The organism is Paenibacillus sp. FSL F4-0236 (genome assembly GCF_038000135.1).
In the GTDB taxonomy this organism is placed as follows: domain Bacteria; phylum Bacillota; class Bacilli; order Paenibacillales; family Paenibacillaceae; genus Paenibacillus_AQ.
On sequence record NZ_JBBOBK010000001.1, the window covers coordinates 5,673,908 to 5,698,490 of the forward strand.

22 protein-coding genes and 1 riboswitch are annotated in these 24,583 nt (G+C 42.8%); of the genes, 13 read left to right on the plus strand and 9 right to left on the minus strand.

The genetic code is table 11. The features are described from left to right. The first annotated feature begins 11 nt into the window (after positions 1-11). The 5 genes from NSQ29_RS25330 to NSQ29_RS25350 all read left to right on the plus strand — a co-directional run bounded on the left by NSQ29_RS25330 (position 12) and on the right by NSQ29_RS25350 (position 5,144). Positions 12-1,463 (plus strand): hypothetical protein, encoded by a 1,452-nt coding sequence (locus tag NSQ29_RS25330; RefSeq protein WP_042184368.1) that lies wholly within the window; start codon positions 12-14, stop codon positions 1,461-1,463. Positions 1,464-1,612: 149 nt separating this feature from the next. After that, positions 1,613-1,723, plus strand: a riboswitch (TPP riboswitch). Positions 1,724-1,883: 160 nt separating this feature from the next. Further along, entirely contained in the window at positions 1,884-2,936 is a 1,053-nt protein-coding gene (locus NSQ29_RS25335) for an ABC transporter substrate-binding protein (protein ID WP_341126384.1), read from the plus strand. A gap of 297 nt (positions 2,937-3,233) precedes the next feature. Continuing rightward, positions 3,234-3,527 (plus strand): thiamine-binding protein, encoded by a 294-nt coding sequence (locus tag NSQ29_RS25340; protein ID WP_036682688.1) that lies wholly within the window; start codon positions 3,234-3,236, stop codon positions 3,525-3,527. Then, positions 3,524-4,285, plus strand: coding sequence for an ABC transporter permease (locus NSQ29_RS25345; RefSeq protein WP_076300092.1), 762 nt, complete (start codon positions 3,524-3,526; stop codon positions 4,283-4,285). The genes NSQ29_RS25340 and NSQ29_RS25345 overlap by 4 nt, the downstream gene beginning before the upstream one ends. A 16-nt stretch (positions 4,286-4,301) precedes the next feature. Further along, positions 4,302-5,144 carry an ABC transporter ATP-binding protein gene (locus NSQ29_RS25350; protein ID WP_081382967.1) on the plus strand — a complete coding sequence of 281 codons (843 nt, stop codon included), beginning with the start codon at positions 4,302-4,304 and terminating at the stop codon, positions 5,142-5,144. Positions 5,145-5,258: 114 nt separating this feature from the next. Here NSQ29_RS25350 and NSQ29_RS25355 read toward each other — a convergent pair whose 3' ends face one another. The 3 genes from NSQ29_RS25355 to NSQ29_RS25365 form a co-directional block, all read right to left on the minus strand. Further along, positions 5,259-6,809, minus strand: coding sequence for a flavocytochrome c (locus NSQ29_RS25355; protein WP_076285167.1), 1,551 nt, complete (start codon positions 6,807-6,809; stop codon positions 5,259-5,261). A 203-nt stretch (positions 6,810-7,012) separates the two neighbouring features. Next, positions 7,013-7,762 (minus strand): WecB/TagA/CpsF family glycosyltransferase, encoded by a 750-nt coding sequence (locus NSQ29_RS25360; protein WP_076285166.1) that lies wholly within the window; start codon positions 7,760-7,762, stop codon positions 7,013-7,015. A gap of 78 nt (positions 7,763-7,840) precedes the next feature. Continuing rightward, the gene (locus NSQ29_RS25365; protein ID WP_341126385.1) at positions 7,841-8,722 is read right to left on the minus strand and encodes a nucleotidyltransferase domain-containing protein; all 882 of its coding nucleotides are present in this window, start codon (positions 8,720-8,722) and stop codon (positions 7,841-7,843) included. Positions 8,723-8,908: 186 nt separating this feature from the next. Here NSQ29_RS25365 and NSQ29_RS25370 point away from each other — a divergent pair, with 186 nt between their 5' ends. Then, a complete protein-coding gene (locus NSQ29_RS25370; protein WP_341126386.1) occupies positions 8,909-9,958 on the plus strand; it encodes a YncE family protein in 1,050 nt (349 codons plus the stop codon). Positions 9,959-9,991: 33 nt separating this feature from the next. Here the strand turns inward: NSQ29_RS25370 and NSQ29_RS25375 are convergent, their stop codons facing one another. Then, positions 9,992-11,515: a DHA2 family efflux MFS transporter permease subunit gene (locus NSQ29_RS25375; RefSeq protein WP_042184348.1), complete on the minus strand. Its 1,524-nt coding sequence runs from the start codon at positions 11,513-11,515 to the stop codon at positions 9,992-9,994. A gap of 192 nt (positions 11,516-11,707) precedes the next feature. Here NSQ29_RS25375 and NSQ29_RS25380 point away from each other — a divergent pair, with 192 nt between their 5' ends. From NSQ29_RS25380 to NSQ29_RS25400, 5 genes are all read left to right on the plus strand, one after another. Beyond that, complete coding sequence (locus NSQ29_RS25380) at positions 11,708-12,598, plus strand: TetR/AcrR family transcriptional regulator (protein WP_256716355.1); 891 nt, start codon at positions 11,708-11,710, stop codon at positions 12,596-12,598. A gap of 26 nt (positions 12,599-12,624) precedes the next feature. Continuing rightward, positions 12,625-13,314: a response regulator transcription factor gene (locus tag NSQ29_RS25385; RefSeq protein WP_042193184.1), complete on the plus strand. Its 690-nt coding sequence runs from the start codon at positions 12,625-12,627 to the stop codon at positions 13,312-13,314. Beyond that, positions 13,311-14,315, plus strand: coding sequence for a sensor histidine kinase (locus NSQ29_RS25390; protein WP_339268375.1), 1,005 nt, complete (start codon positions 13,311-13,313; stop codon positions 14,313-14,315). The genes NSQ29_RS25385 and NSQ29_RS25390 overlap by 4 nt, the downstream gene beginning before the upstream one ends. A gap of 114 nt (positions 14,316-14,429) precedes the next feature. Beyond that, the gene (locus NSQ29_RS25395) at positions 14,430-15,191 is read left to right on the plus strand and encodes an ABC transporter ATP-binding protein (protein WP_149646232.1); all 762 of its coding nucleotides are present in this window, start codon (positions 14,430-14,432) and stop codon (positions 15,189-15,191) included. Next, positions 15,181-17,127, plus strand: a complete 1,947-nt coding sequence (locus tag NSQ29_RS25400) for an ABC transporter permease (RefSeq protein ID WP_341126387.1) — start codon at positions 15,181-15,183, stop codon at positions 17,125-17,127. Before NSQ29_RS25395 ends, NSQ29_RS25400 begins: the two co-directional genes overlap by 11 nt. A gap of 58 nt (positions 17,128-17,185) precedes the next feature. Here NSQ29_RS25400 and NSQ29_RS25405 read toward each other — a convergent pair whose 3' ends face one another. After that, positions 17,186-17,731: a GNAT family N-acetyltransferase gene (locus tag NSQ29_RS25405; RefSeq protein WP_341126388.1), complete on the minus strand. Its 546-nt coding sequence runs from the start codon at positions 17,729-17,731 to the stop codon at positions 17,186-17,188. A gap of 69 nt (positions 17,732-17,800) precedes the next feature. Continuing rightward, the gene (locus tag NSQ29_RS25410) at positions 17,801-18,472 is read right to left on the minus strand and encodes an O-methyltransferase (RefSeq protein ID WP_341126389.1); all 672 of its coding nucleotides are present in this window, start codon (positions 18,470-18,472) and stop codon (positions 17,801-17,803) included. 379 nt (positions 18,473-18,851) lie between these two features. On the opposite strand from NSQ29_RS25410, the gene NSQ29_RS25415 reads away from it, so the two are divergent. Further along, the gene (locus tag NSQ29_RS25415; RefSeq protein ID WP_341126390.1) at positions 18,852-19,748 is read left to right on the plus strand and encodes a LysR family transcriptional regulator; all 897 of its coding nucleotides are present in this window, start codon (positions 18,852-18,854) and stop codon (positions 19,746-19,748) included. Between the two features lie 449 nt (positions 19,749-20,197). On the opposite strand, the gene NSQ29_RS25420 is transcribed toward NSQ29_RS25415, so the two are convergent. Next, positions 20,198-21,448, minus strand: a complete 1,251-nt coding sequence (locus NSQ29_RS25420) for an MFS transporter (protein WP_341126391.1) — start codon at positions 21,446-21,448, stop codon at positions 20,198-20,200. Positions 21,449-21,634: 186 nt separating this feature from the next. Here NSQ29_RS25420 and NSQ29_RS25425 point away from each other — a divergent pair, with 186 nt between their 5' ends. Next, positions 21,635-22,210, plus strand: a complete 576-nt coding sequence (locus NSQ29_RS25425; protein WP_339244459.1) for a TetR/AcrR family transcriptional regulator — start codon at positions 21,635-21,637, stop codon at positions 22,208-22,210. 82 nt (positions 22,211-22,292) lie between these two features. On the opposite strand, the gene NSQ29_RS25430 is transcribed toward NSQ29_RS25425, so the two are convergent. Both NSQ29_RS25430 and NSQ29_RS25435 read right to left on the minus strand, forming a co-directional pair. After that, entirely contained in the window at positions 22,293-22,775 is a 483-nt protein-coding gene (locus NSQ29_RS25430) for an NUDIX hydrolase (RefSeq protein WP_094869671.1), read from the minus strand. A 33-nt stretch (positions 22,776-22,808) separates the two neighbouring features. Beyond that, entirely contained in the window at positions 22,809-24,524 is a 1,716-nt protein-coding gene (locus NSQ29_RS25435) for an ABC transporter ATP-binding protein (protein ID WP_341126392.1), read from the minus strand. Positions 24,525-24,583 lie beyond the last annotated feature (59 nt).

The window sequence follows — 24,583 nt, forward strand, 5'->3', positions numbered from 1 at the left end:
ATGGACGATGAATGGATAAGCTTTCAACTGAGCCTTTATTACATACTGCGCTTATGCAGTTTATTTTTCCCTTTTCAATAAAAAAGGGTGATTCTAAGAAGCTTATCCAACAATTGCAGGATGATGGCTTCACACGTTTTTTTCTGGATAATAAAGAGTTAGAAAATGCCTATTACGGAGAAGATCACTGTGTTTCCCATGAACGGATGGAGCGCACCTATTTACCGTTTGCTGCACACATTCTTTTTCCACGCAAGAAGGATGTAGACTCTTTCCGCCGCTTTTCCAGAGTCAATAATCTGGACTGTATTCTAGAGATTCCTCAGCAGTCTATATTTTTTAAAATTCTCTCGACGGATATATTCATATGTCCTTTTCAGCTTGGATTTGTGACGATACGTGTCCAGCTTGAGGGGGATTCGATTCCCTTTAGTATTGCACTGGAATTCGCGGACCGCTTCCGGACGCTTGAGAATACCTTCGTACAGGATGACTACACCTATATCCATTGCGGGGAACAGACCTATGAGATGGTAGAGGATTTTGTCTTCCGAAATCTGGTGGATGGACTGGAGCCTTTTCTGGATCACTCGGATATCAATGGGGCTTATTTCGAGACCCTTCCCTTTTTCGTAGATGAAAGAATGCAGGTGCAAGCCTTTTATGGCTTTCAGAGTGAAGGGGATTCTGATGAGATTAGTATAAATATACGCTATCGCGCCTCTCAGCTTGATGGAATTGATCTGAACGGGAAGCCCTATGCCAGTGCCAGCGATCCAGCGTATATTGCGAACTACTGTCATGAGCATTCCTATAATCGATGGGGCCCAGACTCGTATTATATGATGAATGAGCAGACCTTTTGCTGTCTAACCCGAGCTGAACCAAAGATCGCCGTTAGCCTCGCCAACCAGATGTACGGGCAATATTATTACGGATTTCTACTCAATATTTTCCACAAAATCGTTCTGCTAAAGCTGGCAAATATGCATTCCCGACTACGCATAAACCACGATTATGATGAGATCGATAATTTAATCTACTCGATTAATAAATTCTCGGCAAAGTTCTATTTCTTGGAGCTGATTTCACAGTCGCAAGGACGGGAGATTTTTCTTCAGCTGCGTAAAGTATACGGGAACGACGCTCTGTTCGAGGAAGTAAAAGAAACCTTGACTGACCTTTTTCAGTATCAAGATAAGTTCCAGTCGAAGCGCCGGGATAATCTGCTGATGATCCTCACTGTATTTACGGTGGTAAGTGGGATTTATGGCATGAATCAAGTCATTGACGATCTGGATGGAAAGATTCAATGGAGTAAGATGGTTAGCTATTCCCCCTTTGAGTTTCTTGCTCTTTTCGTGATTATGAGCGGGATAATGATCAGTGTTGTCCTTACGCTAGGTGCTCTGGTTACTGAGCTTAAGCGGCGTCATCGCAAGAAACATAAAGATCTGGATTAATGAAAACGGACGGAGAGATTTGAAAAATTTAGGAGCATGCTACTAGACATTCCGAGAACAGCCGTCTATAATACACCGTATGCAAGCATAAACGCCTTCAGCGTCCTTATAAAGACGATTAGCGTTTAAGCGAGAAATACCCGTTAACTTCATAGAACCAGGGGTGCTGGAATTGGCCGGCTGAGATTGTATCCCACAAGATACTGACCCTTATACCTGATCTGGATAATGCCAGCGTAGGAATCGCCAATTGGTTTTGGTCCCTGTGACCTTTACTAACCTTGCGCCAAGCCAGCGTCCCGATCACTCGGGGCGCTTTTTTTGTGTAGATCACAAAAGATGTAGAAGAAATGTACATACTACACTTTATGGTTCATGTTGGATGACGGGATCTGGCAACCTTAAAGGAGAGAAGAAGACATGCAAGTCAAAAAAGTACTTATGCTTAGCCTCACCTGTATGCTCATTCTTGCGATTGCCGGATGCGGCAGCAACAATGGGAATACAGCCGGAAGAAACAAAGGAAATGCTGCGGAATCGAATGCAGCGACCGGATCAAATGCTCCAAAAGAGCTTACCAAAGTTAAGGTTGCACTGGATTGGACACCGAATACGAACCACACCGGTCTATACGTAGCCAAGGATCTTGGTTATTACGCGGAAGAAGGTCTGGATGTAGAAATCGTTCAACCTGGCGCAGCGGGTTCTGATACTATGGTTACCTCTGGCGAAGCTGCTTTTGGAATCAGCGCTCAGGAAGGATTGACTCTAGCTCGTCTACAAGGCGTTCCCCTTGTCTCGATTGCAGCCATTATTCAGCATAATACTTCGGGATTCGCCGCTCCAGTGGATCGCAAGATTAAATCACCAAAAGATTTTGAGGGTAAAACTTACGGAGGTTGGGGCTCTCCCGCTGAGGAAGCAGCCATGAAGGCGATCATGGACCCTGTTGGTGGCGATGTGAAAAAGGTGAAGCTAATCAGTATTGGTGAAGCTGACTATTTTACTGCAGTCAAACGTGACATTGATTTCGCTTGGATCTTCTACGCTTGGACCGGTATTGAAGCCGAACTGCGTGGTGAGCCTCTGGATATGCTCTACTTGAAGGATTATGCGCCTCAGCTCGATTATTACACCCCTGTGCTGACCACGAGTGAGAAGCAGATTTCTGAGAATCCAGATTTGGTGAAGGCTTTCCTGAAAGCCACATCGAAGGGTTATCAATATGCGATTGATCATCCAGAAGAGGCTGCCGCTACATTATCCAAGGCTGTGCCTGACCTTGATGCCGAGCTTGTCCTAGCTAGCCAAAAATGGCTTAGCCCGAAATATAAGGACGACGCCCCACGCTGGGGAGAGCAAAAAACCGAGGTCTGGCAGAATTACGGCGACTGGATGTATGATTTGAAGCTGCTGGACAAACCGCTGGATGCAGCTAGTGCATTCACGAATGATTTTTTACCGGCGGAGTAGACCGGACTTCCCAAGTTCGTTCAAGATTCGACGCCGAATCTGCTTCCTGAATTACTTCGTTTTCAAAGTTGGCTTCTTGAACTTACCTATTTCAATGAGAGTTCAAAAAGTCAGCTTTCAGAACCAAGAAGGTTGAACGTTACTTGAGGAAGGAGGAACGGAGCGTAGTGATGTGCTACGTGAGTACCGGACTTCCCAAGTTCGTTCAAGATTCGACGCCGAATCTGCTTCCTGAAAACACTTCGTTATCAAAGTTGACTTTTTAACTTACATTATAAAATGAGAGGATTGATTATTGTGGCTAATACATTATTAAGCATTCAAGTAATTCCTAAGACTCCAAACAATGAGGACTCCATCCCATACGTAGATAAAGCGATTGAAGTTATTCAAAAATCCGGCGTTAAACATCAGGTGAATCCACTGGAAACTACTATGGAAGGTGAACTGAGCGAGCTTCTGGAGGTTGTACGTCAAATGCAGGAGGCGCTGATCGAGGCAGGTAGTCCAAGCGTGATCTCCCAAATCAAAATCGCTCATAACCCTAACGGAATCAGCATGGATAAATTGACGGAGAAATATCGGCCGTGAGATCGACCTGGAAGCTAATATGGCCGCCCCTTGTGGCGGTCGTCTTCTTTTTAACCGTATGGCAGTTATCTGTTTCTCTATTCCATATCGAATCCTGGATTCTGCCGAGTCCTGCTGATATTGCTCGCGAATCCACCAGTAATGCCTCAGGTCTCTGGGCTCATACGATGGCTACGCTCCGACTCACATTAATCGGTTTTCCTATTGGTACAGGTGTAGGCTTGATCGTCGCTCTACTTTTGCATCTTTTACCTTGGGCTAGACGGGCTTTTTATCCACTCATTATTCTGAGTCAAAATGTTCCCTCTATCGCACTCGGACCACTGCTTATCATCTGGTTTGGCTTCGGTCTTTTGCCCAAAATCGTGCTGATTACACTGGTATGCTTCTTCCCGGTAGCTGTCGCTGCAATGGGCGGCTTGTCTCAAAGTGATCAGGTCATGATGAATTATATGAAAATGGCTGGCGCAAGCAAGTGGCAAATCTTCACCAAGCTGGAGCTTCCGTCTTCTATCCCGGCACTATTTTCCGGTGTGAAAATATCTGCTACTTATGCGGTTATGGGAGCCGTGGTCGCTGAGTGGATTGGCGCGGATAAAGGGATTGGCTATTATATGCTGCTGCAAAAATCGGCTTACCGTACGGATCGGATGTTTGTCGCTATTGTTATTATTGTGCTCCTTAGTCTTGTGCTTTTTGCGATTATCGCCTTGCTCGAAAAATGGTTAGTTCGCTGGAAACCGCGCCGTAACTCATAGAAAGGAAGATGCCTGTATGTCTCAAGCGACGCAAATAGAGCAAAGAACAACTGAAAACATAAGCTCTCCTGAAGCTCATACTGCACCACCTGCTCTTGAAGTAAGCGGCATCTCCAAGTCCTTCACCCATCGTCGCCGCGAGACGAACGTGCTTAACAACGTCTCTCTTAAGGTAGAGCAGCAAGAGTTCGTTTCGATCGTCGGTCCTTCCGGCTGCGGAAAAAGCACCTTATTCCATATGATCGGCGGACTAGTGAAGCCCGATGCAGGAACGATCCGCATGAACGGCAGAGCCGTTACGGGTCAACGTGGTGAAATCAGTTATATGCCGCAGCAGCCTGCGCTTTTTCCTTGGCGAACGATTGAAGATAATGTACTTCTAGCCGGGGAAATTAAAGGCGCTCTGCAGGATGGAGCTCGTGAAGAAGCGCGCCAGTGGCTCGCCAAGGTTGGCTTGAATGGATTCGAACAGGCTTATCCGCATATGCTGTCTGGTGGGATGCAGCAGCGTGCTGCTTTTCTCAGAGCATTGCTGGCTCCGCAGGAGTTGATGCTGCTCGATGAACCTTTCAGCGCATTGGATGCACTAACTCGCAGTGAAATGCAGCGCTGGCTGCTGGAGCTGTGGGAGGAGAATCGCCGCTCCGTGCTATTCATTACCCATAACATCGAAGAAGCGTTGCTGCTCTCGAATCGTATTTATGTATTCTCGGGTCGCCCCGGCTCCATCCTACATACTGTTGATGTGCCATTTCCACGGCCACGCCGCGATGAGATTACGGATTCCCCGGAATTCCTTAAACTCAAACGCCAGCTGTCACAGTGGATGCGAGAAGAACAAGCTAAAAGCGAGAAGTAGCTTTTTGAATAGAGGTCACTCCACTCACTTTAAACGAGAGATTAAACAAAGAACCGCCCGGGCTTCAATTAGCCCAAGCGGTTCTTTTGTTTTAACCAGAATAGCAGTTAAATCTTATTGTGCTTGTACAAACTCAGCAGATTTAATCCCTGCTTGACGGCCGAAAATAATGATTTCAGCTACAGAGTTACCACCGATCCGGTTTTGACCGTGCAATCCACCTGTAACTTCACCAGCCGCATACAGGCCAGGAATAGCAGCGCCGTCTTTATTTAATACTTCTGTGTTCGTATTGATCTTCACACCGCCCATGGTGTAATGAATCCCTGGGGCGATCTTAATAGCGTAGTAAGGACCCGCGGATAAATCGTTGTCCATCCCTGTTGTTCTGCCGAATTCAGCATCGTTCTTGTTCTTTACCGCGCTGTTCCAAGTATCAAGTGTCGCTTTTAGCTTATCGGCTGGAACACCGATTTCTTTCGCCAATGCTTCGATGGTATCCGCTTGGATCACGAAGCCCATTTTGTCATATTGTTCAATTGCTTTCACGCGTGATTTGACGCCGGAATCAAAGACAAGCGTTGCCGCTTTTTCAGGAAGTGCATTGATCGCTTCGGTAACTTTATCACGTGTAGTCAATTCGTTTACGAACCGTGTGCCTTCGCTATTCACGAGGATAGAACCTTCGCCGCGTACAGCTTCCCCGATCAGATAAGATTTTTCTTGTTGAACTGTTGGGTGAACCTGGATTTGATCCATATCAACGGTGGTTCCGCCAAGTGCCTCAATCATCTTGATGCCGTCGCCGGTACTGCCGATTTGGTTAGTCGTTACGTATCCTTCCAGATCAGGTCTAACTTTTGATATCATATCCATGTTGGATCCAAAACCACCTGTTGTTACAACAACTGCCTTCGCTGTAATGGTTTTTTCATCAGCTTGGTTAAAGAGTACTTTGACGCCGTTAGCCTTACCGTCTTTTTGAGTAATTTCTTTAACATCCGCGTTCACAAACAGTGGAATTTCTTTTTCTTGTACGTTTCTAACCAATCCTTTGACAAGGTATTGGCCTACCGCAGAGCCGTCTTCTGGACGGTGGGTGCGTTTTTCGCTCATGCCGCCTGTGATCGTAATATTGTTCAGCTTGATTCCGATCGAATCCAACCAATCGATTGCACTTGCGGAATTGTCAACGAAGAAACGAAGCATCTCTTTATCGTTCGTGTCATGGCCGCCCTTTAGTGTCTCTTCATAAAACTTATCATTGCTATCTTCAATGCTTTGCTCTTTTTGAAATTTCGTTTGGGAAGCGTTCATTCCTGAGGAGGATTTACTTGTATTCCCACCTGCAACCGGCATTTTTTCTAAAATAACAGGGTTCAAGCCTTTGGCCTTAGCTTCCAGTGCAGCAGACATTCCTGCACCACCAGCACCAACAATAACGATATCATAATTATCTTTTAATTGATCCAGTGGTGTGTAACTAGCTTCTGATGCACCTGATACGGCTTCAGCTTTATCATTTTTGGCCGTCTCATTTACCTTACTTTTGTTCTCGTTGCCATTACTATTACCTGCGCTGTTGCTATTACTGTTACCGCAGCCTGCGATTACGAGCATGACAGAGAGAATGAGAATGAGAGCAGTACTTGTTGTCTTCTTCATCTTTATAACGCCCCTTTGTGAATGTTTTCACATTAATGATAACGCAAAGATGCTGTTTTGGGAAGTTTTTTATGTAATTAGTTATGGTTACTGTTACATTTCCATGAATATTTTCATTTAAATTTTCATAAAAATTCTTAATTTCAATATTTCCTCAGCTTACTACTCAAAAAAAGCCACCCTTTCCAGGGCGGCCATCTGCCTTATTTCCTAATCATAGCTCGATACACGAATTTAGGAAGAACTGCTTGCCTGCGCCAGCGCGACTTTTGTCCTTTGGCCACAGGTGCGAATAAGAGTCGATGCAGCCACTCCAAATTGAGTTTCTTCCATATCGCAGGGGCTGGAGTCACTTTTCCCGCTATAACATCCAAGCTTCCCCCCACGCCAAACACAACCTTAACCTGAGAAAGCGCCTGTTTATGCTTATAAACCCACTTGTCAGAGTATGGAGCCCCCATCGCGACAATCAGGAAATCTGGCTGTGCGTGCTGAATCTCTGCCACAATGGCCGGTTCCTCTTCTTTAGCAAGAAAACCATTATGTCTTCCGGCAATTTTCACATTCGGATATAGCTCTGTAATCTTTTCGACCGCTTTACAGCTGGTATGCTCATCCGTGCCTAAGAAATAAAAGCTCCAGCCCAGCTTATTCCCTTGTGCGAGCAGCTCAAGAAGTAGTTCATACCCCGTAACTCGTTCAGCTATAGGGTCACCTTTTCTTCTCGATGCCAGCACAATGCCAATCCCATCAGGAGTAATCAAATCTGCCTCATGGAGTATGGTTCGAAGCAGCTCATCCGATTGGCTTGTTATCGTAATTTCCGGGTTCGCCGTAATCAAATGAAATAGCTTCGGTTCTCCGGATTGAATATGTTTTGTTAGATGAAGTGTTGTCTCGTTTAGTGTTAGTTTTGAAAAAGGAACGCCTAATATAGAGACTGTCCCAGCCATTTAATCACCTCTTACTGAAAAGTTCATTCCAGTATACCTTACCGTAATCAAGAAGGATAGTCAGCGTCATTACTCCGTTTATTCCTTCAAAAACTTCCACCACTCTATTAACCAAGGTTCATCGATCCCTCGCAGGCGGAATTCCTCCAAAAGTATCTTTCGAAATTGTTTTTCCATTTTGACAAAATTATTGTCCTCCTGGTGCATGGGAGCAAAGGATTCATCCTCTCTAAGATAACTCCAAAAATCGCCTGCACACTCCAAAATCTTTCGACCTACGACCGTTTGCTGCGCTACGGGAACAAGCCATTTGTCATAGGGATACGGATAACCTTCAATAGTGATTGCACAGCGTAAAGCCTCTTTACAAAGGGAAACCGCTAAGAACAAGATTGGAAAGGCGTCGCCACGAACTACAGGATTATCTAGACTTCTGGCATAGCTTCTTAGCTGTATGTATGAATTCTTACGAAATTTCATTAGTACTTCAGATTGGAGTGGAACATAGGAATGAAAAAGTGACTTCAGATCCAGCTGATCGTAGTAAATATAGGACACCGATGCATTCCACAGCCATTCCATATCCCCGCTCATTAAAGCTTCTTTGATATCAGATATTTTATGGAGTGTATAATGCCCTGTCTTCCCACTCGGAAGCCTTAAATCCATAAAAAAACTACTGTGCTCCGGAATCAGCCCTGCTTCCTCGAACCGATGATTAATACTGTTGTAAGACTCATCCTCACAAATAATGATTATATCTACATCCGACTGCCCATCTACCACCCCGAGTGCGGTCGATCCATCTAGGATAATGCTTACCCTCTGACGATCTTCTTGCAATAACGGATGATTTAGGATCTCTCGCGTAATGTATTGTCCAATCTCTTCTATTAATTCACTATGAAGTTGTAGCTTGTCAGGCGTTAGTAAAATATCCGACAACACTGATTTCATCATCTTATCCTCCAGCCTCCAATCGATCACAATTTCCCTAAAAATATAACGCTTACATTTAACTTCAAATGTAGATTTGGGATTATTATTCTACACCCCGAAGATACATCTTGCAACGATATATGTAGTACCCTTTTGCCTAAGCCTAAATATAATGAAGTATCTATTTACTTGAAAAGGGGTATAAGCATGGCGCAGCCAAAAGTGATTGCTACAGTCCGCTCTGCCGGACCGATCGGAGATATCGAAGTAAATGTCAGCACAAATAGGGTATACTTTGTTAACCCAGACACTGAGGCTGGAACTATCGGGGTACTCGATGGCATAACGAATCGAATTATCGCACGCATCAATGTTGGAAGACTGCCAACACAGCTTGGGATTAACCCCCAGACTAACCGAATCTATGTAACAAATTTTCGTGACGATACGGTTTCTGTTATTAACGGGCGGACAAACCAGGTGATAAAGACTGTGAAAGTGGGCCGCATGCCTGATAATATCGGAGTAAATGTTCGAAAAAATTTGATTTATGTAACTAGCATAGCAGGAAATATATTCGTCATCGATGGGAAAACAAACCAGATCAAAACGAAGATTGAAGTCGGCGGCCGCCCTTCCAGAATCGTTATTAATGAGCTTACAAATCGTATATATGTGACCAATACAATAAAAAATTCCGTCTCCGTCATTAATGGGAATACACAGGCCATCATTGCCACCATAAAAGTCGGTAATAACCCTGTGATACCACCCGCACTTAATGTAATCACAGGCCGCATTTATGTCGCTAATAACTTAAGTCGGTTTCTCTCGGTAATCAACGGCCGCAACAATAAATTGCTGCAAAATGTACAGCTGGGGCGTCTGCAAAGTGAGGTCGTTATCAATCCGCTGACAAACCGTATCTATGTCTCAAGTGCACAAGTTGAAGGTAAAGGAAAGCTATTCGTCATCAATGGAAGTAACAACAAAATCATCACTACAAAGGTTCTGCCTACCTCCTCCAACATAACCATTAATCCGAATACAAATCATTTGTTTGTTGGTAATTTCGATAAGAACCACATGTCCGTTTATAACGCCACCACATTTAAAAGGCTCGTAAGATTCCCCTTAGTGTCAGGCAGTACTGTGCTAAACCCAGTCACCAATAGAGTTTATGTTGGAGGAAATGATTCCATCACAGTCATTCAGGATGTATCAGAACTTATATTTAAAAAAGGCGCCCACCATTAGGTGGCGCCTTTCTATATAACAAATCTCGTAGAACTAATGCGTTGTAACTTGCTTAGCAGCTACTTTCTTTGCAGTCACTTTCTCTTCTGCCGTTTCCTTAGGCTGTACGCCTCTTTTAATAAAGAAGGCTAGAATAAATGCAATAATCGCTACACCTACGGATACTAAGAATGCATCGTTAATCCCTTCAATGGTAGCTTTCGCAATGACTTGATTTTGTATACCAAGCAATTGGTCTGCCGAGGGCTTAGTCGTTAATTTACTTACAGCATCAGCGACCATATCCTTCACGTGCGAAGTAGTACTGTTGGACATAATGGTTACGAGCAATGCCCCACCAATCGCCCCTGAAACCTGCTGAATCGTACTGTTCATGGCTGTACCATGCGGCGTATATTTGGCTGGAATCGAGTTCAATCCATTGGTCATAACTGGCATCATCACCATAGAGATCCCGAACATTCTCACAGAATATAGGATCATGAGTGTCGAATATTTAGTCGTTTCAGTCAAATCACTAAAGAAATACGTACTAATCACTACGATCGCTAGACCAATTAGCGCTAATACCTTACCGCCGAATTTGTCGAACAATTTACCTGTGATTGGAGACATAACACCCATAATTAACGCACCAGGCAACATTAGAAGTCCCGAATCCAGTGGTGAAATCCCTCTAATATTTTGCAGGTAAATCGGCATTAGCATCATCGCTGAGAACATTGCCATATTCAGTGTAATCGAAATCGCTGAGGATAAAGCGAACATCGGATATTTGTACACTCTGAAGTTAAGCATAGGCTCCTTCATCTTCATTTGGCGCATAATGAAGATCACTAATCCAATCGCTCCGATAATAAGCGCGGAGTAGACCATTGGATCATCCCATCCTTTGTTCCCAGCAGAACTGAAGCCATATAGGAGACCCCCGAAACCAATCGCTGATAGAACTACAGATAAGAAGTCAATCTTAATAGCCACATCTTTTTTAGGATCATGCAATTTGAAGAAGGCCAGAATGAACACCAATACGGCGATTGGGGCAATCATAAAGAATAGTACAGGCCATTCATAGTGCTGAATAATCCATCCAGATAATGTAGGTCCGATAGCTGGTGCAAAAATCATAACCAACCCGAACATCCCCATAGCTGAACCACGTTTCTCAGGTGGAAAGGTAGTGAACAATACATTCATTAATAATGGCATCATGATCGCAGCCCCTGAAGCCTGAACCATTCTGGCGATCAGCAACACAGGGAAGCTTGGTGCTAATCCGCCGATAAAGGTTCCTATCGCAAATAATCCAATCGCGATTAAGAACAACCGTCTCGCGGTATACTTTTGAATCAAAAAAGCTGTTGAAGGAATCATGATCCCGTTCACCAGCATATAGCCCGTTGATAGCCACTGTACCGTTGAGGCACTAACATTAAAATCCTTCATAATCGATGGTAAAGCTATATTGAGTAGGGTATTACTCAGTAAAGCAACAAATGCACCAATCATGAGGATTGCCAATATCCCGTAAGATGCTTTACTTTCTTTTGCTTTCATTTTGGAATCCTCCATTCTATAATCATACTAACGGTTCAAAATTGAACTCGTGTTATAATCCGGTGTAGAATATATTACTCCCTTATTTCTCGCTTGGCAAGACAAAAATCACTTAAAATTGAAATTGTATTAAGTGGAAATATACGCTAGTCTATATTGGAACAAAGAGTTCAGCTTAAAGGGGCACCTCAGATGATAAATAAACGAAAAGAGCAAGTGGTTCATAAAGCGCATGAATTATTTATTGAAAAAGGCTACCACGCCACATCCATTCAGGATATTTTGAATCATAGCCGGATCTCCAAAGGATCTTTTTATAACTACTTCCCTTCAAAAGGGGATCTCTTTAAGGCTGTATTTACGTCCATTCACGATCGACTTGAAGAAGGGCGAAATTCCCTGCTCATAGGTCAAGATCCTTCTGACATTAAGATATTTGCCGAGCAGATTCAGCTGGTCATGAAAATCAATAAGAAAAATAAATTGTTACAGCTCGTAGAAGATGCTTTGGTCTCCAATGACCCAGACTTAATAACGTTTATCAAAAAAACAAAGTTCAACCTCCTTACCTGGGTACATGAACGTTTCCTTCATATTTTCCCTGAGGATAAGAAACCCTATTTACTGGACGGAGCCATCATTTTTACAGGAATTCTACAAAATATGCTACAAATCAACAGTGCTATGAATGAAGTCATCACCTCTAAGCAGATCATTGATTATTGCACTACGCTTATCCAAACCATTGTTGAAGAAGTAAGTCAAATGGGCATTCAACTCATCTCACCAGAGCATGTGGGCAAATTATTACCCGCAGCGGAATACAGTGATTTTTTCAATAATGATTTGTCCTTTGCGACAATCAGCTTAAAAAAAGTAATAGAGAGATCATTTACAACTGGTGATGCGAACCTCACTAATTATCTTAAGCTGTTATACTTTATCCAGGAAGAAATCATGAACAACAAGGAACCGAGACAGTTCTTAATCGAAAGTGCTCTGCTATCCTTAAGAACATGTCCTAATCTAAATGAAGCCAAAGAGTTTAAGCATTATCAGGATGTATTATCTAAAATGCTGTAAAGCTAACTAAAAGTGTGGTGAAGCATTTGTTCAAGCTATTATTAATCGAAGACGATTCAACGCTGTTTAATGAGATCAAGGAGCGACTTACCCAGTGGTCTTATGATGTGTATGGCATTCAAGATTTCAGCAATGTCACGCAGGAATTTATAGAGATCAAACCTGATTTAGTCATCATCGACATCCAATTACCTAAATTTGATGGGTTTCATTGGTGCCGAATGATTCGTTCCCACTCTAACCTTCCGATTATCTTCTTATCATCCCGGGATCATCCTACGGATATGGTAATGTCGATGCAACTTGGAGCCGATGACTATATTCAAAAGCCCTTCCATTTCGATGTACTCATTGCCAAAGTACAAGCGATTCTTCGGCGCGTCTACAATTACAACACGGATAACCTTGAGCTCAAGACATGGTGTGGAGCAACCGTGGATTATGAGAGAAATGTATTGACGCATGATATGGGATCGATTGAGCTTACGAAAAACGAGATTTTTATATTGAAATTGCTTATTGAGAAAAAAAATAAAATCGTCACCCGCGAGGAATTAATCAATAGCTTGTGGGATGATAAACGTTTTATAAGTGACAACACCCTTACCGTCAACGTAAACCGGCTGCGAAAAAAGCTGGATGAGATAGGCTTGGGTAGTTTCATTGAAACGAAAGTAGGACAAGGGTATATGGCCATCGAAGAGGAAGCACTATGATTAAAAAGTATCTCTTGGAAAGAAGTAGCTGGATCCTACTAGTCCTCTTTACCAATCTTTTTATACTTTTTGTCACCTATATGGATTCATCAATCCCATTCTCTTCAGTTCTCTATCTGGTCTCCTTGTCGATGCTTTTTTTTGTGATGTTCTTAATCCTTCGCTATCCCAGAGAAACCAGGTTCTATAAAAGCTTGGTTGAGCGAGATGATGATCTGGATGTAACGAGTATCGCCACCCCCGAAAGCCCGTTTGAGCATATTATTGAGGAGAGTATTATCAATCAAGCTAAATGGTTAAAACAGGCTGCCTCGAACAATCAAATGACGTTAGAACAGGAAAAAGATGAACTATTATCGTGGATTCATGAAGTGAAGACCCCTCTGACAGCGATGCATCTAATGATGGAGCGAATCGAAGATGATGTAATGAGGAAACATCTGACCTATGAATGGCTGCGCATACATCTTCTGCTGGATCAACAGCTACATCAAAGGCGAATTCCCTTTATCGAAAATGATCTGTATATAGAACATATCGATTTAGAAACGCTTATTTTCGGGGAGATTAAGACGTTGCAATCCTGGTGTATTCAGAAGGGGATCGGCTTTGAGCTGAACTTGGAAGTAGCTGAAGTGCTTAGTGATGCCAAATGGCTGGCTTTTATTATCCGACAACTACTAACCAACGCCGTAAAATATAGTGAGGCTTCAGATATTGCAGTGAGTAGCTATCAGCAAGCTGAGCATATCGTTCTTAAGGTGAAGGATGGCGGGCGCGGGATAGATCCCAAGGATCTGCCTCGGATATTTGATAGAGGATTTACTTCCACCACCGTGCATCGCGACAATGCCGCCACAGGTATGGGATTATATTTAGCCAAAAAAGCGGCGCAATCCTTGTTGATCGTCATCGGAGTTGAGTCGAGGCTCGGATCAGGAACGACGTTCACTTTAACCTTTCCGCTTAAAAATGAATTTGTGAAGCTCTCAAGCGTGTGACAACAATGTCACATGCTTTTTTATTTTGTTCGGGCAATCGAAGGATAAGAACGGCAAAGCCTTTTATAATAAAGCTATACAAAAAGAACGAGTATAAAAAGGGAGTGAATCATTATGGTAATTCTTGAAGCCACTAAAATTCATAAAAGCTACGGAAATAAATTAAACAAACAATCCGTGTTGAGTGGACTGGATATTTCTATAGAAGAAGGCGAATTTGTTGGGATCATGGGCTCTTCCGGTTCAGGAAAGACCACCCTGCTTAACGTTCTCTCGTCAATTGATCAGATCAGCAACGGATCGATTACCATTGAGGGTACTGAAATTTCTAATATGAAAGAAAAGCAATTAGCTGAATTTCGGAAAAATCATTTAGGATTTATTTTTCAAGAATACAATCTCTTAGATACGCTGACGGTGAAGGAAAACATCCTGTTACCTCTATCCATTACCAACACCCCTAAGAAAATTGCCAATGAGAAATTCGAAAACGTCGCGAGGGAGCTGGGGATTTTAGAGTTGAAAAATAAGTACCCGAATGAAATCTCTGGGGGTCAAAAACAACGCACCTCTGCAGCTAGAGCCTTCATTCATGATCCAAGCATTATTTTTGCTGACGAACCTACAGGAGCCTTGGACTCTAAATCTGCTTCTGATTTGTTAAATAAGCTAAGTGAACTAAATCAAAGACGAAAAGCAACGATCGTTATGGTTACACATGATCCAGTGGCAGCTAGCTATTGCAGTAGAGTTATTTTTATAAAGGATGGTACGATCTATACGCAATTAAATAAAGGAGAACAATCAAGACAAGTCTTCTTCAACGACATCATAAAAACACAAGGTGTATTAGGTGGTGTGCAGAATGAGCATTAATGTACTGATGCTTCGAAATCTGCGAAAAAACATCAGAAATTACTATCTGTATGTATTTGCTCTCGTTTTTAGCGTGGCCTTATATTTCGCCTTTGTTACGTTGCAATACGATCCCTCGATGGATGCGGTAGAAGGCTCGATCAAAGGTGGCGCAGCAATCAAGGCTGCCTCGGTCTTACTGGTCGCGATTGTATCCATTTTCCTGTTATATGCAAACACTATCTTCATCAAACGCCGGGGAAAAGAAATTGGCCTGTTCCAGTTAATAGGGATGACCAAAGGTAAAATATTTCGAATTCTTTCAGCAGAGAACTTCATTTTATATTTCGGCTCTTTAGTTTTAGGGATCGCCGTAGGCTTTTCTGTTTCAAAGTTAATTCTCATGATTCTTTTTAAAATAATGGGGATCGATGCGATAGCATCCCTTCGTTTTTCTACCCCTGCCCTGGTTCAAACGCTGATCGTATTCTTTGTAATCTATCTTTTGATCATGCTGATGAATTATGGATTTATTAAAAGACAAAGCATTCTATCCTTATTCCGGGTGACCTCAACCACAGAAGGCAACGTGAAAAAGCTGTCCTTCTTTGAAATGATTATAGGGATCGTTGGGATTGGATTGATTCTGCTTGGCTATTCGATTTCATCCCGATTATTTAGCGGAGACTTAACATCAATGACTGAGCTATCTATATCCATGATCACTATTCTGGCTTCAGTTATCATCGGGACTTATCTTTTTTATAAAGGCTCGGTAAGCTTTATCTTTCATCTCATTCGTAAAAAGAAAAACGGGTATCTGAATATTAAAGAGGTGTTGTCTCTCTCCTCCATTATGTTCCGAATGAAATCAAATGCCGTACTGTTAACCATCATTACAACGGTATCAGCTCTGGCGCTGGGTTTATTATCCTTGAGTTATATTTCTTTCTACTCTGCTGAGAAAAGTGCGAAGCTCTATGTTCCGTCAGATTTTATTCTTACGGATATCCAGGATGCTAAACAATTTAAAGAGGCATTAACGACTGAAAATTTGCTGTTTACGGAAAAAATAACCGAAGTCATTCAAGTGGATGTAAATATAGAGAAGCTTCTGGCAGAAAATTCCAAGGCGCTCGGTATGATGTCGAATAATATGACTCTTCCCGTCATCAGTGAAAATTCGCTGGAGGGCATTGATCTATCCCCTGATGAGGCCTATTTTACGAAGACAAGTAGTGCAATGGAGAATCTGATTTCTATGAAGGACCAGGGTGGCATTGAATTCAAGGGACAACATGAAGTCATTCCGCAGTTTTATAAAAGAATTGATATGGAAGCCCCCGTTTTATACAATTTCACAGGTGGTGGCTTACCCCTTGCTATTGTAGACGACACGACCTTTGAACGCTTAAAGAAGGATCTAGATCCAGCCCTTCAAAGAAAGTCCTCTCTTAATATCGGCATCGATATGAAAGAACGGGCAAGCGTTGAGCAGGCTAATGAGCTTTTTCAGAACATGAAATTTGCAAAAGGCCACATAACCGACTCTCAACTGGAGACGAAGAACAATCAAAAGCAAACTATGGGACTTATCATGTTTATCGTGGCCTTTCTGGGGCTAACCTTCCTGATTACCTCTGGATGCATTCTTTACTTTAAACAAATGGATGAAAGTGAGAATGAAAAGCCCAACTACACGATCCTCAGAAAGCTTGGTTTCACGCAAGGGGATCTGCTTAGAGGGATTCAGGCGAAACAATTATTTAATTTTGGGATTCCATTAGTCATTGGATTGCTTCACAGTTACTTCGCCGTAAAATCAGGATGGTTCTTCTTCGGTACAGAGCTCATGACACCGATGATTCTGGTGATGCTGCTATACACCGCTTTGTATTCGATTTTTGCAGTGCTATCCGTGTTCTATTATAAAAAGGTAATTAAAGAGTCACTTTAAAAAAAGAGGGGTTCCACAAGCCAGCATGGCTTAGGAACCCCTTGTTGTTATCATACCTCTATCTCCTATCTTCATATTCAATTCTAGTTAACCCGTAGAAGACTATATCCTCGAATTTATCCCATTTTAAAATATGCCGTTTAAATTCCCCTTCAAATCTCATTCCAGCTTTTTTCATAACGTTAGAGGAGGCAGGATTTCTAGTCATTGCCGCTGCCCATATTTTATTTAATGTGAGGTCTTCAAATCCAAAATCAATTAATCGCTTAGCTGCTTCAGTCGCATAGCCATTTCCCCAAAAAGGTCCTCCTACCCAATAAGCAAGCTCACCTCTTTGATGCGATTTGTCTATATTTAGACTCATACAGCCTATTAAGGTATTACTCTCTTTACTAATTAAAGCAAAAGGAAATCCTTCCCCTTCGTCTGCGCTTTTCCTACAGGCACCAATCCAAGATTCAGCCGCTCCATCAGGGTATGGATGAGGAATAGACAGCGTTGTTCTAGCTACTTCTATATCCCCAGCAAGCTCTTGAACTTTACTTGCATCTGTGGATTGAAACGATCTTAGTATTAACCTTTGTGTTTCAAATGTAGGTTGCATAGAAAGTACCTCTCACTATTGGATTTTCAATAGATTATATTACAATTGTTGGATATTGCAATACATATATCAGCTATTCACAATCCCCAATACGAAACCATCATACCCTTTACTTCCCACTGTCTGAATGGCAGTAGCCGAAATCTTAGGCTCTTCAGCCAACAGATCATAAAATTCCCGTACGCCTATTACACGAGGATCTTTGCTATTCTTGTTAATGATCTCGCCTTCACGAATCACATTATCGCCTATAATCACCGTACCGGGCCGGGAAAATTGAAGCGCCCACTGTAAATAGTTAGGGTTGTTGGGTTTATCGGCATCAATGAATATAAAGTCAAAGGGTTCCACACCCTCTTGTTTCATCTGAGACAACTGCCCCAAAGCATCGCCTATACGAAGTTCTATCAGATCATCTACCTGAGCAAGCGCGAAATTGGCCCCAGCCACCTGAGCATGCGATGGATCTAGCTCCAAGGTAACGATATGTCCGTCAGACGGGAGCGCCCTTGCCATCCAAATTGTACTGTACCCACCCAAAGTGCCAATCTCCAGAATCCGGCGTGCACCTTTCATTTGAACCAATAGGTTAAGGAATTTTCCCTGACTAGGTGAGACATCAAAGGGCGGCAGCCCTGCCTGTTGATTCGCGGACAACGCTTCCTCCAGCACGGAGTCCTTCGGAATTAAACGCTCTGTAATGTACTGATCGACTTTATCCCATGTAGTCGTTTGATTCATATTTATCACTTCTCCTTTGAAATAAAATTTTCATTTCCACAATTAGGGATCGGTCGTAACTACGAGGAGTGTTTGGACTTCCGGCCGCTGTTGTCTCCAGATTTCTTCGATTAAAACCACTATTCTTGGTTGAAATCCGTAGACAAAGGCGGTCGCTAACGCTCCTACAGTTCCAAACCTCCTCTTCGTTACTCCTTTCCCTAACTAAAGATTTAAGTCCAAAATATAAGTTCATATTCAACTTCAAGTTCAAATTCAACTTCAACTTCAACTTTATACCTGTATTGTAAATCAGTTATAATCATAAATATAATATATCTTTAAAACTAAACTATATATTAAATATATGAATTAAACGATAGCAGATAGGAGCTTAACCATGAATCTACACGCCTTGCGCTTATTCCATGTAATCGCATCGACAGGAAGTGTGACACGCGCCTCCGAAACTTTAAATATCAGTCAGCCTGCGATTACGGCTCAGATCAAGAAATTCGAAAAGGAACTATCCTTCGCCCTATTCAAGCCTCAAGGTAGAGGAATTGCTTTAACGGATGCGGGTGAAGAGCTTGCCCTACTCGCGAAAAGACTGTTCGCTGTCGAACAGCAGATCGAACAATTCACTCAGGATTATGTTAACGGCACGAATGGAAGTATACGCCTAGCCGCGACGTATTTGCCTGCTCATTATCTCATCCCTACTTGGATCGCAAAGTTCAAGCAACAATATGAGCAAGTGGAAATGGTGATTACTACCACCAATTCAAGCGATGCCCTGAAGCAGCTGTTAAATGTAGACGTGGATATAGCAATTTACGGGGGAATCACTGAGGCATATCCAGATACGATCCAGACAGAGGAGTTATTTCAGGACGAGTTATGGTTTGTGGTCGCACCCCATCACCCCTATGCGAATCAGCAAATTTCTTTATCCGAAATGATGAAGGAGCCTTTTGTCATGCGTGAGGAAGGGAGTTCGACTAGAGAGAGATTATTATCGTTATGCCGTACATATAATACGCCAGCTCCCACGATCTCTTTGCAATTTAACGGACTTCATGAAGCGATCCAAGCCGTTATCGCCGGGTATGGCGCTAACTTCGTCTCTTCACTCGTTGTTCGTGAATATGTAGAACGTGGAGAATTATGCCAAGTTTATGTTGAAGGCATACATCTGAAGAATAGCATTGCAATCTGTACGCGAAAAAATGAACCGTTATCTGCCTCGGCGGCAAACCTTATTCAAATGATCCGCCTAAATCCTTATACGATGTAGCATTAATGTTTAGGGAGGCTTATCGGAATCGAGGCAGGGAAGCATCCTGGAGCATACTTTTCGCTGCATACCTCTCGCTGGAATAGTGAAAACCTGCAATAGTGCAGCATTTTGTACAGGCATCCTCATCATGCAGACCAAAAACTGCAAATGTGCAGGAAATATCCTCACAAATGGCTTGAAAGCTTCTTCTAGCGCAAAAATAACTGCAGATTCGCAGGAATAAGTGCTTCAGCTCTCCACGTATTATAAAAAGATGTACTTTTTTCAGGTTTATCCACCGATATAGTTACTAATTAGTCAATCATCACATTTTGAGCAACACTGTGATGATTATGTCCTCGAGCCATCCTATATTTACGTAAAAAAGACTGCTCTTTAGGCTGAATAGGCTGACTATATCCAGCCCGGAGAGCAGTCCTTGTAAGTACAGGCTTTATTGGAACGCCTTACGCTTGCTTCTTCTCCGTTAAATAGTACAAGAAGGCCAAGATCGGCAGCGCCAGACCAATCAAGCTGGTCAGACTCCAGCCTCCGTACGCATATGCCCAGCCGCCTAGTGAAGAGCCAACGGCTCCGCCTACAAAAAATATCGCCATAAATAATCCGTTTAAACGTCCTCTCGCCTCGTTGCCAAGGGAATAAATTGCCCTTTGTCCAAGCACCAGATTACCCGATACCCCCATATCCAGCATAATAGCTGCTGCAACCAGCAATCCGAGCGTCACTCTTGAATCATTCTGAAACAAGTAAGCAAGAAGAAAAGCCACAGCTGCCAGCACAAACGCAAGTCCGGTCAAAGGGCGGGTCCAGCCCCGGTCAGCCAATCTCCCAGCGATGGGAGAAGCGATAGCCCCAGCCACACCGGCCAGCGCAAACAAGGCAATGCCTTGCTGACTTAAATGATACGTATCGGCCAGATGCAAAGAGACCGTCGTCCAGAACAGGCTGAAAGCTCCAAACAGGCAAGCCTGATAAATCGCCCGGCGGCGCAGCACCGGCGTATTCTTCAGTAAAGTACCTAGAGAACGTATCAATCCGCCATAATTCATTGTAGGCACAGGCTGGCGCTGCGGCAGCACACGGGACAATAGAAGTGTTAATGAGGCAATCACTACTGCCGATATGGCATAAATCGCATGCCAGCCCCACAATCCAGAGACAAAGCTAGCTACAGGTCGGGCGAACATAATACCGAGCAGCAGCCCACTCATTACATTACCGACCACCCGGCCGCGCTGCTCTTCAGCAGCCAGAAAAGACGCATACGGCACAAGAATCTGGGCAGCTACGGAACCAAGGCCAATGAACAGGGATGCTCCCAAAAAGATCGCTGCATTCGGAGCTAGTGTGGCTGCTACCAGTGATACCACCACCATAGCCAGCGACACCACTGTCAGGCGGCGATTCTCAATAATATCGCTAAGCGGTACTACGAACAAAAGTCCAAGAACGTATCCTACCTGGGTCAAAGTTACAATCAGACCCGCTGCCCCAGAAGAAAGCTGCGTAGCTTGGGCGATCTGTCCGATCAGGGTTTGGGCGTAATACAGATTGGCCACAATTAGTCCGCAGGAGGCCGCTAATAGAAATGTAATCCATCCAGGGATCGTCTTTCCTTCCGCATGTTCCTTGACTGGATTCACTGAACTTACTGAACTTACTGAACTTACAGGATTCATTCGTCTTCCTTGATTCATAAGATCTCCACCCTTCGATTCTAAATACTGAACGCAACGTTCATTAATTGATTTAAATATATACTGAACGTTCAGTTTTGTAAATAGGCGATTGGCTACTTCATATAACCTTTTGTATAATGAACGTATAGTTTCTTTTTAGATCGCAAGTTAAATAAAGGATAGATTAATCGGGAGGGATCTCTGATGGATAAAAAAAGAGGACGGCCGCGCAATAGCGAAGCCGAGGCTTCTATTCTGGCAGCATCGTATGATCTACTACTAGAGACTGGATTTGGTGCGGTGACCGTAGAGAAAATCGCGGAACGGGCCAAGGTAAGTAAAGCAACCATTTATAAATGGTGGCCTAACAAAGCAGCTGTGGTCATGGACGGCTACCTCTCTGCAGCATCCGCAAGATTGCCAGTGCCGGACACCGGTTCGGTCATGGACGATATTATGATGCATGCCACAAACCTGGCTAATTTTCTTCGCAGCCGAGAAGGAAAGATCATTACCGAGTTGATCGGCGAAGGTCAATTTGATGCTGGCCTTGCTGAGGCCTATCGTGCGAGGTTTTTCGCTCCCCGCCGCCAAGAGGCGCGACAGTTGTTGGAGCGTGGGGTGACCCGAGGCCAATTAAAAGCGGATCTGGATATTGGGATCACGATTGATCTGCTGTATGGACCGATATTTTATCGGCTTCTGATCACAGGGGATGAGCTAGACGAAGCTTTTGTGAAATATATGATCACCTCTGCCTTTGAGGGCATCAAAGCATAACAAGAATAAACGTCTTTGGCGAAACTTATACTTTCTTATATTTTAAAAAGCCATCCTTTGCAGGATGGCCTATCACTTATATTTACACCGTTCGATCTAAATTAACTTCAAACGTGTCTCCAGTTACATAATCCATATACCTCGTATTCCCATCGTAATCCAAATAAGCTTGATAGCGGGTACGAATAGCCGGTTGTGTAATCCAATCAAGCACTTTCTCTTTTGCCACCCACATCACTTCAGAGGTTTCCTCCGAGGTACATAATTCCCCACCAACGGGCTTGCAGATAAAATCAAACATGACCTTAGTAGGAACATCGGTTACACCGTCATACCATTTATGAATGCCTGTATTGGAATACACACCAATCAATTGAGATACCGTGACATCTATTCCACTTTCCTCTTTAATCTCTCGAATTAATGCATCCACCAGGTTCTCTCCGACCTCTACTTGTCCACCAGGAAATACCCATCCACCATCATGAGTCTTTACTAAAAGGATATCTCCTTGTTCATTTTCTGCGAATCCACCTGCCGCTACAATATGTGTTGGCCAAGCCATAGAATGCACCTCTTTTTAGAAGAGGTTAACAATTTAATCAGCATTTGTAAACGATATTTTTCTATTCCATAACGCTTTAAAAGCTTCGCAATGCTCTATTAAATCATCAAACTTTCCTTCACCCACGACCGAGCCTTGGTCCACTACCAGTATCTTATCAACGTCTTTTATAAAATTTAGTCGGTGGGCAACAATAATGATGGTTTTATCCTTAAATTCCTGCAATATCGTCTCCATTAGGCTTTGCTCCGTAATATTATCAAGTGCAGAAACAGGTTCATCTAGAATTAGAATGTTTCTTTTCTGAGCAATGATTCTGGCAAAAGCTAATCGCTGTCTCTCACCGCCAGATAATTTAACCCCTTTTTCACCTACCAAAGTATCTAAACGATCCGGTAATTGGCTTACCTTTTCTTGCAGATGAACCTTTTCCAAAATCTCATACAACTCTTCATCGGACAAGGAATGCTCATCAAATACAATATTGTCCCTAATCGTAGCGTCAAAAATCGGCGTGTCTTGTGATAAGTAAGAGATATGATCATAGTAGCTATCCAGATGGATCTCATCGATATCCTTACCGTCCAATAAGAGTTCACCTTTGTCCTTTTTTAATAAGCCTACGATTAACTTAATCAGAGTTGATTTACCGCCCCCACTTAATCCGACAATAGCAACCGACGTTCCTCGTGCAATCGAAAAGGATAGATTATTCAAGATCTTCACTTGCCCATAATCAAAAGATACATCCCTAAATTCAATATTACCGTGGATCTCAGTGATAACTTCTCCTCGTTCTAGATTCTTATCTTCTGGGGCATGAATAAACTCTTCAAATCTCTTGTAGGTCACTCTATTCAGTCTGTAATCTACAAAGAGGACATTGAAGATAGCAATCGGCGAATAAATCTTATCAATAAACATAAACAGTGCGACCACAACACCAAGTGACGTCTCACCTGCGACAATGCTTTTCACACCGTAAATTAAGACAACGACTTTAATAATCGTGACAAACAACTCGAATATCGCGAAAAAAGCTTCATGGATCATTTGTAACTGAGCATTTTTTTGAATGATAGTGCGTGCAGTCTGGCTTAATTTATCGATCTCTTTCTCATATCTTTTGTTCGTTCGGAAGACGACTAATTCCATAAATCCACGGATAGAGAATCTGGACATCTTTTCTTGTTCCTCTAGAATGGCCGCCTTCATTGCATACAGAAATTTCAACAGCAGATTCGTTATCAAAAAGACGACCACGTAGCCAACAGCAATCACTACCATGATCCTTAAATCATAGAAACTGATAAAGATAAGACTGAACAGAAGAGTGGGCAATAACTCATGTAATGTTTTGAGGAAAAAGGAGAAAATCATGCTGTTTCCAGCCGCTGCTCCATTCTCGATCACTTTAATCATCTGACCTGTGCCCATATCCTGATAGGCTTGATAGTCGATTTTGGATATTTTAGATAGTGCAAGTATCTTTAACCTCTCCGTTATACTGTTCGATAAATACACACTAGGGTATTCATCCACATAATTTAGGATCACCACCCCAGCCAGCAAAAGGCCGTACACCAAGATTAAATTAAATATCTCACCAAAGCTGTTGATCACCGTGACCTTGTCTAATATTTTTTGAAACACTACAATGCCTAAACTACTCAGCAGTTGAATAGTAAAACCCAATACAATATAACCGCATATCCACCATTTCAGGTGAGCTAGACTCTTTTTCAACATATCGTTAATCCCCTATCTTTTAATTGAATGCAAAAAAGCCAGGCAACCCCACCATCCAA